Source organism: Bacillus sp. V59.32b (assembly GCF_003429085.1).
GTDB lineage: Bacteria > Bacillota > Bacilli > Bacillales > DSM-1321 > Peribacillus.
Window position 1 is genome coordinate 59,065 of record NZ_QVTC01000053.1, and the last position, 10,266, is coordinate 69,330.

A 10,266-nucleotide genomic window follows, 5' to 3' on the forward strand; every position below is an offset into this window, starting at 1 on the left:
CCGAGTATGCCCGGTTATTTTTCATCCACAAAAAAAATACCGTCATCATAGGTACATATGGATATCCTGCTCATATCTTCATATCCGTCCTTTTTGAGCTGTTTTTTGAGCCAGATACTATCTTTACCCATACGTGACAAGCTTTCCTTCTGCACGACACCGTCGAGTATCAGTGGAAACGGAACATTATCTTCATCGTTCTGTACATCTTCTCTCTCAATGACCGAGAGCTGCCCGGAAGGCTCCAGAATCGCATATTCAACTTCTTCGATATGGAGGATGTTTTTTTCCCGAAGCTGTGAAAGCAGATCATCGAAATTATATCGTTGCTTTCTCATGACTCTTTCATCAATTTTCCCTTTATTGATGACGATGGATGGTTTTCCCTCAATCACTTGCCTGAATTTTTGGCTTTTAAGTGAAAAGAGGGAGAGAAGAATTTCAATTAATACAATAGCAAATATAGGAAGAAGTGAATACAAAAGCGGTTTGTCCGGATCTTCAATCGCTAATACGGCTATATCCCCTATGATGATAAACACAATCAGATCCACAATGCTTAATTCCCCAATTTCCCTTTTTCCCATTAGCCGGAATAGTAGCCAGAGGAAAAAGTAAAAAAAGATGGACCTTAGTAAAATTATAGATAAGTCATTCATTGAGGGGCCCCCCCACCTTTAGTGCAGATAATTTTATCTTGACCTTCAAACCGGTAATTAGTCTGTTTTTAATTTCCATTTTTGAAAACATTGGTCTAAAAGAAAAAGTGGTGGAATATGCTTGTACAAAGACTGTGGAGGGAGAGAATGACTATCGAAACAAAAAATTTAGGTATGGCGATTTTATACGGAGTATGTGCCATTTTTATTATAGCGATTGTGGGAAGCTTTATCTTTTCCATCTTGCTCCGATTTACCAGCATAAATGAATCCTCACTCACATACGTCATTATGGCTGTGACCTTCCTTTCGCTTTTCATCGGAGGCTTCATTTCCGGTGGAAAAGGAAAAAAGCAGGGCTGGATGCTGGGCGGCGGTACAGGGCTTATATTCATGCTGATTGTATTATTATTTCAATATCTCGGGCATGATTCATTGTTTTCGCCAAAGCAATGGATTTATCAGGGCTGTTATGTGCTCACGGCGATGATGGGCGGCATTCTGGGAGTGAATCTGAGTTCCAGTTCGCGGGATGCATAGCCATGAAAAAAAACGGTATTCCAAGTGGAATACCGTTTTGCCTCGTACTATTGCTTATTGCTCTGACAGATCCGGTGCGCTTTCCGTTACTTCGCGGATTGCTGACCTATCGTATGTAAGTCTGCTGCCATCACCGCATTTGACCACGATTTTTGAATCATCAAGAGAATCAATGATTCCGTGAAGGCCGCCGATCGTTACGATCTTATCACCCTTCTTCAATCCAGTTTGCATGGTTGAAACCGCTTTTTGACGCTTTTGCTGAGGACGGATCAATAAAAAATAGAACAGCACGAACATCAGTATTAATGGTAAGATACTAGTTAAATTTCCCATCTATATCACTCCTTTCTTAATAGTCAATTAGAAGTTCTTCGCGTCCGGCTTATTAAAGCCATACTGCTCAAAGAATTCTTCCCTGAAGTCTCCAAGACGGTCTTCGCGGATCGCTTGTCTGACTTGCTCCATTAAGTTTAACAGAAAATGCAGGTTATGGTAAGTCGTAAGTCTGATTCCGAAGGTTTCTTCAGCTCGAATCAAGTGGCGGATATATGCACGGCTGTAATTTTTACAAACATGGCAATCACAATTTTCATCCAAAGGACCGAAATCCCTCGCATATTTAGCATTTTTCACCACTAAACGGCCATTTGAAGTCATCAGCGTCCCATTGCGGGCAATCCTCGTCGGAAGCACACAGTCAAACATATCGATTCCGCGGATGGCTCCATCAATCAATGAATCCGGAGAACCCACTCCCATGAGGTAACGCGGTTTGTCAGACGGAAGCAGCGGTGTCGTGAATTCAAGCACTCTGTTCATGACATCCTTAGGCTCGCCGACCGATAATCCGCCGACCGCATAGCCAGGAAAATCAAGTGATACCAGATCCTTCGCACTTTGTTTCCTAAGCTCTTCAAATTCACCGCCCTGGACGATACCGAAAAGTCCTTGGTCTTCTGGACGACTGTGCGCGGTTAAACATCTTTCCGCCCAACGAGATGTCCGTTCAACCGACTTTTTCATATATTCAAATGTTGCCGGGAAGGGCGGACATTCATCAAATGCCATCATAATGTCCGAACCAAGCGCATTTTGGATGTCCATTGCTTTTTCCGGAGATAAAAACAGCTTGTCCCCATTCAGATGGTTTCTGAAATGAACCCCTTCTTCTTCAATCTTACGGAATTCACTTAAAGAGAAAACCTGGAACCCGCCGGAATCAGTTAAAATCGCGCGATCCCAGTTCATGAATTTATGGAGGCCGCCCGCTTCCTTGATGATTTCATGTCCAGGGCGGAGCCAAAGATGGTAGGTATTGCTGAGAATAATCCCCGCTCCTATCGTCTTTAACTCTTCCGGGGACATCGTTTTAACCGTCGCAAGCGTCCCGACCGGCATAAACGCCGGCGTTTCAAACGATCCGTGCGGTGTATGCACGATACCCAGTCTAGCCCCGGTCTGCTTACAAGTTTTTATATGCTCATAACGTATTGCGGTCAACTAAGATAGCTCCTTTCAAATAGTGCAATTTCGGTGATATATTCTGAATTTCGGTGATATTTTTCTATTTTTGATGATATATCCTAAACTTCAGTGATATATCTCAGATTTCGATGATATATCCTGAATTTCGGTGATATCTCCAATTTCGGTTATCCCCATTTTCGGTGATATCCCTTGATTTCGAAGATACCCTTCAATTACTTTACTTAATCAGCATGGCATCGCCAAAGCTGAAAAAGCGGTATTTTTCTTTCACTGCGGTTTCATAGGCATGAAGCACGTGCTCTCGTCCTGCCAACGCACTTATCAACATAATCAATGTTGATTTGGGCAAATGAAAGTTCGTAATCATTGCATCAATGCCTTTGAACTGATAGCCGGGAAAAATAAAAATGCTTGTCCAGCCGCTTTCTTCTTTAAAAAGGCCATCATGTTTGGAAGCGATCGTTTCAAGTGTACGAGTTGACGTCGTGCCGACAGTGATGATCCGGCCGCCGTTTGCTTTTACTTCATTCAGCAACCGGGCCGTTCCCTCGGTCATTTGATAGAATTCCGCATGCATTTCATGTTCATCCACATCATCCGCACTTACAGGGCGGAAGGTGCCTAAACCAACATGCAACGTGATGAAAGCGATATGCACGCCTATATCCCGGATTTCTTGCAACAGCTGCTCTGTAAAATGCAGGCCCGCTGTCGGCGCAGCAGCTGAACCCCGCTCTTTCGCATAAACAGTTTGGTAGCGGTCCTTGTCATCAAGCTGCTCCTTAATATAAGGAGGAAGCGGCATGCTGCCAAGCTCTTCGAGGATTTCGTAAAAAATACCTTCGTATGTGAAATCCAAAATCCGCCCGCCATGCTCTAGTACACCTGTACAAGAAGCCGTCAGTTGTCCGTCACCGAAGACAATTTTAGTCCCCTCTTTGACTCGCTTTGCGGGTTTAACAAGTGTTTCCCACGCATCCCCGTCTTCCTGCTTCAATAACAGGACTTCTACATTCGCCCCGGTATCCTCTTTGCTGCCGTAAAGCCGCGCTGGCAACACACGTGTATCGTTCAAAACAAGGCAATCGCCCGGCTGAAAATACTTCGTAACATCTTTAAAGACTTCGTGCCGAATCCCACCTGTTTCCTTATCCAACACCATCAGCCTGCTTTGTTCCCTGTTTTCCAATGGTACCTGGGCAATCAATTCCTCAGGCAGATCAAAATCAAACAACTCCACCTTCAATTTGTCCACTTCCTTTTGTCATGGATGGAGTACATCACTTTTTTAACGAAATCGACTGATAAAATAAAGCACAGCCGATAAAACAATACTAATTAAAATCGAGGTAACGATCGGAAAATAAAACGTCGTGTTTCCTTTTTTGATAAAAATATCGCCCGGAAGCTTGCCAAGGTTTATAAATTTCATCGCAAATCCAATGATGAAAATAATCACACCGATTATCATTAATAACTTAGGCAGTCCTGTCATTTGGCAGGTACCTCCAAATTAAAGTGCCGGTACACCAGATCGGTCACCATTCTTCCCCTCGGTGTACGCTGCAAAAAGCCGATTTGTAGCAGGTACGGCTCATACACATCTTCAATCGTATGAGCTTCCTCGCCGATTGTTGCCGCGATCGTCTCTAATCCGACCGGGCCGCCGCGGTATTTTTCCATAATGCCTTTAAGTAATTTATGGTCAATATGATCAAGTCCTAAACGGTCGACCTGCATTAATTCAAGCGCATAGTCCGCAAGCTCGGTCGTAATCGTCCCGTCTCCCCGAACCTGGGCGAAATCCCGCACCCTGCGCAGCAGGCGGTTGGCAATCCTTGGTGTCCCTCTCGATCTTCTCGCAAGCTCCGAGGCTGCTTGGCTGTCCATTTCAGTTTCCATGATTTCAGCAGTACGCACAACAATTTGTTGCAACTGCTCAACTGTATAGTATTCAAGACGGCTCAGGACGCCGAAGCGATCTCTGAGCGGTGCAGACAAAGAGCCCGCCCTGGTCGTCGCCCCGACAAGCGTAAATGGTGGCAAATCGATCCGGACTGAACGCGCGGACGGACCCTTGCCAATTACAATGTCCAAGCAAAAATCTTCCATCGCGGGATACAGCACTTCCTCTACAGTGCGAGGCAGCCTGTGAATTTCATCAATGAAGAGCACATCTCCCGGCTCCAACGCGCTTAATATTGCAGCGAGGTCTCCAGGACGTTCAATGGCAGGTCCCGAGGTTGTCCTTACATTCACGCCCATCTCATTCGCGATGATTACTGCCAAGGTTGTTTTTCCTAGCCCGGGAGGCCCGTACAACAACACATGATCGAGAGTCTCCTCACGCATCCTCGCAGCTTCAATGAAAACCTGGAGATTATCCTTTACCTTATCCTGGCCGATGTATTGTTTTAAGTTTTGCGGTCTTAGGCTTTGCTCAAAGGACAGTTCGTTCAGGTCAGCTTCCTGATTTAATATTCTCTCCTCCACATCCGCCACCCCTTACTTTAACATCAATTGTAACGCTTTTTTAATATATTGCTCGGTCGTCAGTTCTTCTTGCTGAAGCACCTTAGCGACCTTTTGGACTTCTTTTTCAGAATATCCAAGCGCCTTCAACGCCTGAGCTGCTTCATCGAGCTCATCTGAGTAGCCGGCTGTTTTCGCGGTGCTTTTGCCATCGTTAAACAGGTTAGGGAAATAGTCCGGAACAATATTCTCCAGCTTCCCTTTCAAGTCCAGAATCATTTGACGGGCCGTCTTTTTTCCGACACCTGGAAATTTGACAAGGAATGTTTCATCTTCATTCTCAATGGCTTGGACAACCTGATCGACCTGGCCGGAAGCAAGTATCGCAAGCGCCCCTTTAGGGCCGATTCCCGTCACATTCAACAGCTTCGTAAACAAAGCCTTCTCTTCTCTTGTCTGAAAACCATATAACGCAAAAATATCTTCCCGAACATGATGGTACAGAAATATCTGAACCTGTTCGCTTATTTTAGCAGAAAAAATAAAAGGATTCGGCGTCATCACCTGATACCCGATTCCCCCATTGTCTACAACTATGTATTCAGGCCCGACATAATCAATGACCCCTTTTATATAATCATACAAATCTCTTCGCTCCCCAATTTTGCTTTACCACTCATTTTATCATATAAACGATGGAAGGAGAAAAAAACATGAACCAGATTATGCCGTTACAATCAGCTGTCCTTTTTACGTTAGGGATTCGCGTCAAAGGGGCCATCGATCATTTATTTGAGTAACCGCTCATATATTGTAATAATCGCTCATATATTCGGATAATCGCTCATATAACCGAATTACCGCTCATAAATCCAAAAAATCGCTCATAAACACAAAATTCAGCTTATCAATTGAAACATCTGTATCCCCATGAAGGTTTATTCTTAAATTGAAATAATAATCATTGCAAAAAAACGGGAATTGCCTTCGATAATGATAAAATTAGTGGCCAAAACATACTGCCCACCAAGATTTGAAGAAAGTAAAGGAACGCAAACTACACCAAACCCATAACAAAGCGGGACCACCGCGAAAGTGTCCCGCTTCCCTATTTTTCAATCTTAGGAAATGAATACGGCTTATAGGCCTCTATCATTTGTTCATACCGGCTCTTATTCAAGATCGGTATGCCTTTTCGCAGTTCCTGCTGTTTATATGACTCCAGCTTTTTTACATCTATTTGAAAAAAGGATTGGATGATTTGTGAATCTTGCGGTCTGCCATTGAAAATAGACAGGGTGCCATCCCCCGACACGCCGAAAAAGCCATTGGCCTTCAGCAATGGAGATATGTCATTTTCTTTTCTTTGAAAGATGATTCGTTCCTCATTTTGGTCGATGAGCTGCCAGTCCTGGTAATTGGCCCAAAAGTCTTCCATCGCCAATATCTTCTCGAGATATATTTCTTCGCTCATCTCACCATCAACATAGACCCTCTGCAGAATCACCTTCCGCTCAAGCGGTTCGGTCATTTGTTGCTGCTTTACTGGATGGGCCCCCTCCACCTCACCCGAAACGGTCACACCCACACTCAACAATACTGTAAGAATAGCGATCCAGACTTTCATTTCCATCACCTCTCTATAAGAAGTGTAATTCTATTTATAGTTTGGACGGCTTTTGGAATTTTAACCGTTTATTTTATCAATATCCCGAGCTATTAACTTTTTGTGAACATTTCCGATAAATGAAAAGTAGATATTAAATAAAGGGTATGGTGATTATGAAAAAACATCTCGGCGTTCTTATTTGTTTGTTAACCTTTGTACTGGTCCTTACTGGTTGCGTAAAGGTTGATACTTCTTTAAAGATAAATTCTGATGGCAGCAGTGATTTAACATTGGTTTATGGAATCGACAAGCAAATCGCTTCTTTTGGTGGAACCGATATCACAAATGATCTCGAAGACACTAAACAGGAGGCCGAAAAGGAAGGCTTTAAAGCAATCGATTATAACAGTGAAAGATATATCGGGTTAACGCTCAAAAAGCATTTCGAGTCCTTTGAGGATATGAAAAGCCCCAGTGATGAACAGCAATTATTCGACTTCAAAGTGAAGGAAACGAAGGGCTTCTTTACAGATACATATAAAGTCGATGGTGTTTTTGATTTCACCGGCATGACGGACGATGCTGAAAGTGAAGAATTCGATCAGCAGATGGTTGAGTCCATGATTAGCCAAATGGAACTGACATTCAATTTAGAATTGCCTGTAGAAGCAGGGGAGAATAATGCGACTGAGGTTAAAAATATAGGGAAAGAACTAGTCTGGAATTTCACTCCAAATGCCAAGAACGATGTTGATTTTGAATTCAAGAAAATAAACTACGTGAATATTGCCTTACTGGCGATAGGTGCTTTACTTGTCATTATATTCGTGTTTCTTTTCGTGAGAAGAAAAAACAAACAAGCGAATCCTCCTGGAACCCCTGCAGAATAAGCAAGCCAGCCTCTCCTAATGGAGGGGCTTTTAAAAATCCATAAAAAAAAGCAAAGCCTAAGCTCTGCTTACATTACTGCAAATGACTTTCATGAATCTCGATGTTTTCGAACATATCGGCCGCATCCTGGTCAAACATATCCCTGCGGTCGCCTTTTCTCAGTCTATTATCGAGTGCAATGGACCGATAATAGACCCCTTGATCTGTCGTTACATGCAGTTGATGTTTCCCGGCAAGCGGGCGGACGCTCTTCTCTATTGCATTTCTTACAGCTTGAGGGTCGCTGATATCGTCAAGTAAAGCCGTAACGAGAATATCTCCTTTGTAGATGACTGCCCGGGAGTCGTTAACATTATTTATCCGGTTGGCTCTCGCCCTGATTTGATCAACAAGACGTCCATCATATGCCGTGTAGTAGGATGAACGCGGGGTTTGCGGTTTGCTTACATGGCCATGATAGTTGGTGTCCCTTGTACTGTAGCTTCTATCGTGGTAAAAATACCCGTCCCCATAATTAGACAGCGGGATCGTTGGATTGCCTCCCTGCCGCTCAATCGCTTCCTGCCTTCTTTCTACCGCATTCATATCTTGATACATATGCGTAATCGGTGCCTGGTAATTGATCCGGCTCACCAAGTCATCTTCGTTCGTCGAGGAATACCCGGCAGGCCTCATCTCTTCATTCCCATTGACCCCGCAGCCACTCAATATCACGCAAAACGGCAGCACCATAAAAAGCTTCCTCAACAACAAAACCCCCTTTGCTGAATTGGATAAGCAGATTATATAGAACCTGCTCATGTATTAGCATGCTAACCAAAGGGGTTTTTAACCTGTTAGATCAGGCCAATAATCTAAAATAATGGCATCATTAATGAAGCATACCAATTGTCCGGGCGATTTCCCTATTGAAAACCATCCGGGCATTAAAATCTTGAACCGTCAATTTCCAGACGGCATGTTTTTCGATACCGTTCTCTTTAACAAGTCTGTTCCATTCCCTGAAAATATCAGTCGGATAAGTGAGCGCATATAAAAAGGCAGGGTTTGTTTGGTATTGCTTTAATTCGGGATACCTCCATAAAGCGTCAGCATCATAATTCACGGAAGGCAAAATTCTGTTTGCAAATTGCAGATAGTCAAAAGCCGCTCGCCCGACAGCCATTAAATCAAAATCAATTAAACAAAGCGTGCCATCAGATCTCCGCAGGAAATTATGATGCGCAACATCTCCGTGGATAATCGTGTTTTCTTCGTTAAGCAGTGAATGCTCAAAGAATTTCATCCCATTCAAAGACCATGACGCCCATGCCTTATATTCAGTTAAAATAAAGTCTGATACATAAAAGCTGACGAGCGGCAGAATGCTGTTGAATTTTTCGAGTCTTTCTTCCCATCTTTGGATTTGATTAAATGACGGCACTTTACCTGAAAGCTCAGCGAGAATCTTTTTGGAAGCATGATGAAACTGGGAGAGCAGCCTGAGTCCATCCTTCCGGTTTCCATCATGAAAAAAATGAAACGTATCTTTATGCGGCTGGATGTACTCGATAAGCGAAAACAATCGACCATTGTATGAAAACGGCGGGATTTCCGTGAAAATTTTATAGGTGTGCGTAAATCCATTCCGATTTAAAAGGAATGTCATTTTCTGCTGCCGATGTAGGGTTTCCTGGTCAGCAAATCCTTTCAGTATAAGAACCTGACGATTTTTTAATGTAAGCAAATAAACAGTGCCCCGAATTTTTTTGATATTTTTTGCTTTAAGCCCGTGATTTTCTAAATAAGAGAAGAGACAGTTGATAAAATCACTGTCTCCCATGTTTTATAATCCACTGCTTTCATCAGCGAATTCCGGCATTTCGAAAACGTCCGGTTTGTATGGATCAATTACAGAGTGGAACTCGCTCCCTTGAACTTGATGATTATGTTCCGGTTCAGGCTGTGGAAATCTCATCGACATTGGTTGTTGATATTGGTAATGCTGGTATGGTGAACCCCCGCCACAGCCACAGTCTTTGCTTTCCGGCATGCCTGGCACCGGAACCGGTTGTGGATAAGAGTATTGTGGTTGCATCTGTGGATACTGCTGATATTCCGGGTACTGCTGATATTGCGGCTGAACCTCTGGGTACTGGTCATATTCCGGCTGTTGGTATTGTGTTTGAAACTTTGGGTACTCCTTAGATTCCGGGTACTGCTGATATTGTGGCTGAACCTCTGGGTACTGGTCATATTCCGGCTGCTGATATTGGGATTGAACCTGTGGATACTGCTGGCTCTCCGGATACTGCTGGTATTGCGGCTGAACCTCTGGATAATGGTCATATTCCGGCTGTTGGTATTGTGGTTGAACCTTTGGGTACTCCTTAGATTCCGGGTACTGCTGATATTGTGGCTGGATCTCTGGGTACTGCTCGTATTCCGGCTGTTGATATTGGGATTGAACCTTTGGATACTGCTGGCTCTCCGGATACTGCTGGTATTGCGGCTGAACCTCAGGATACTGGTCATATTCCGGCTGTTGGTATTGTGGTTGAACCTTTGGGTACTCCTTAGATTCCGGGTACTGCTGATATTGTGGCTGGATCTCTGGGTACTGCT

The 10,266-nt window shown here is 43.7% G+C and carries 12 protein-coding genes and 1 pseudogene; 2 read left to right on the forward strand and 11 right to left on the reverse strand.

Features of this window, described 5'->3' with window-relative positions:
* Nucleotides 1–14: 14 nt before the first annotated feature.
* A complete protein-coding gene (locus D0463_RS12875; RefSeq protein ID WP_117307797.1) occupies nt 15–659 on the reverse strand; it encodes a DUF421 domain-containing protein in 645 nt (214 codons plus the stop codon).
* A gap of 147 nt (nt 660–806) precedes the next feature.
* Here D0463_RS12875 and D0463_RS12880 point away from each other — a divergent pair, with 147 nt between their 5' ends.
* Nucleotides 807–1,199 (forward strand): TIGR04086 family membrane protein, encoded by a 393-nt coding sequence (locus D0463_RS12880; RefSeq protein WP_117307798.1) that lies wholly within the window; start codon nt 807–809, stop codon nt 1,197–1,199.
* A gap of 54 nt (nt 1,200–1,253) precedes the next feature.
* Here the strand turns inward: D0463_RS12880 and yajC are convergent, their stop codons facing one another.
* The 7 genes from yajC to D0463_RS12915 all read right to left on the reverse strand — a co-directional run bounded on the left by yajC (nt 1,254) and on the right by D0463_RS12915 (nt 6,789).
* Nucleotides 1,254–1,535, reverse strand: coding sequence for a preprotein translocase subunit YajC (gene yajC / locus D0463_RS12885; protein ID WP_117307799.1), 282 nt, complete (start codon nt 1,533–1,535; stop codon nt 1,254–1,256).
* A gap of 27 nt (nt 1,536–1,562) precedes the next feature.
* Entirely contained in the window at nt 1,563–2,702 is a 1,140-nt protein-coding gene (gene tgt / locus D0463_RS12890) for a tRNA guanosine(34) transglycosylase Tgt (protein WP_117307800.1), read from the reverse strand.
* A gap of 205 nt (nt 2,703–2,907) precedes the next feature.
* The gene (gene queA, locus D0463_RS12895) at nt 2,908–3,936 is read right to left on the reverse strand and encodes a tRNA preQ1(34) S-adenosylmethionine ribosyltransferase-isomerase QueA (protein ID WP_117307801.1); all 1,029 of its coding nucleotides are present in this window, start codon (nt 3,934–3,936) and stop codon (nt 2,908–2,910) included.
* A 42-nt stretch (nt 3,937–3,978) separates the two neighbouring features.
* Nucleotides 3,979–4,185, reverse strand: a complete 207-nt coding sequence (locus D0463_RS12900) for a DUF2905 domain-containing protein (RefSeq protein ID WP_117307802.1) — start codon at nt 4,183–4,185, stop codon at nt 3,979–3,981.
* Nucleotides 4,182–5,183, reverse strand: a complete 1,002-nt coding sequence (ruvB, locus tag D0463_RS12905) for a Holliday junction branch migration DNA helicase RuvB (protein WP_117307803.1) — start codon at nt 5,181–5,183, stop codon at nt 4,182–4,184. Before ruvB ends, D0463_RS12900 begins: the two co-directional genes overlap by 4 nt.
* 12 nt (nt 5,184–5,195) lie before the next feature.
* On the reverse strand, nt 5,196–5,807 hold the full coding sequence (ruvA, locus tag D0463_RS12910) for a Holliday junction branch migration protein RuvA (RefSeq protein ID WP_117307804.1): 612 nt from the start codon (nt 5,805–5,807) through the stop codon (nt 5,196–5,198).
* A 463-nt stretch (nt 5,808–6,270) separates the two neighbouring features.
* The gene (locus D0463_RS12915) at nt 6,271–6,789 is read right to left on the reverse strand and encodes an intercompartmental signaling factor BofC (protein ID WP_117307805.1); all 519 of its coding nucleotides are present in this window, start codon (nt 6,787–6,789) and stop codon (nt 6,271–6,273) included.
* Between the two features lie 155 nt (nt 6,790–6,944).
* Here D0463_RS12915 and D0463_RS12920 point away from each other — a divergent pair, with 155 nt between their 5' ends.
* Nucleotides 6,945–7,661 (forward strand): LppM family (lipo)protein, encoded by a 717-nt coding sequence (locus tag D0463_RS12920; RefSeq protein WP_160118429.1) that lies wholly within the window; start codon nt 6,945–6,947, stop codon nt 7,659–7,661.
* 73 nt (nt 7,662–7,734) lie between these two features.
* On the opposite strand, the gene D0463_RS12925 is transcribed toward D0463_RS12920, so the two are convergent.
* From D0463_RS12925 to D0463_RS19695, 3 genes and pseudogenes are all read right to left on the reverse strand, one after another.
* Nucleotides 7,735–8,409, reverse strand: a complete 675-nt coding sequence (locus tag D0463_RS12925) for a YhcN/YlaJ family sporulation lipoprotein (protein ID WP_160118430.1) — start codon at nt 8,407–8,409, stop codon at nt 7,735–7,737.
* 124 nt (nt 8,410–8,533) lie between these two features.
* Nucleotides 8,534–9,484: a phosphotransferase gene (locus tag D0463_RS12930; RefSeq protein WP_117307808.1), complete on the reverse strand. Its 951-nt coding sequence runs from the start codon at nt 9,482–9,484 to the stop codon at nt 8,534–8,536.
* A gap of 3 nt (nt 9,485–9,487) precedes the next feature.
* A pseudogene (locus D0463_RS19695) lies at nt 9,488–10,266 on the reverse strand (hypothetical protein); the annotation flags it as partial.

Excerpts from the sequence above, each read along its gene's own strand:
- D0463_RS12900 (WP_117307802.1), bottom strand. The coding sequence starts at position 4,185 with ATGACAGGACTGCCTAAGTTATTAATGATAATCGGTGTGATTATTTTC.
- D0463_RS12915 (WP_117307805.1), bottom strand. The coding sequence starts at position 6,789 with ATGAAAGTCTGGATCGCTATTCTTACAGTATTGTTGAGTGTGGGTGTG.
- D0463_RS12875 (WP_117307797.1), bottom strand. The coding sequence starts at position 659 with ATGAATGACTTATCTATAATTTTACTAAGGTCCATCTTTTTTTACTTT.
- D0463_RS12880 (WP_117307798.1), top strand. The coding sequence starts at position 807 with ATGACTATCGAAACAAAAAATTTAGGTATGGCGATTTTATACGGAGTA.
- yajC (WP_117307799.1), bottom strand. The coding sequence starts at position 1,535 with ATGGGAAATTTAACTAGTATCTTACCATTAATACTGATGTTCGTGCTG.
- D0463_RS12930 (WP_117307808.1), bottom strand. The coding sequence starts at position 9,484 with ATGGGAGACAGTGATTTTATCAACTGTCTCTTCTCTTATTTAGAAAAT.
- D0463_RS12920 (WP_160118429.1), top strand. The coding sequence starts at position 6,945 with ATGAAAAAACATCTCGGCGTTCTTATTTGTTTGTTAACCTTTGTACTG.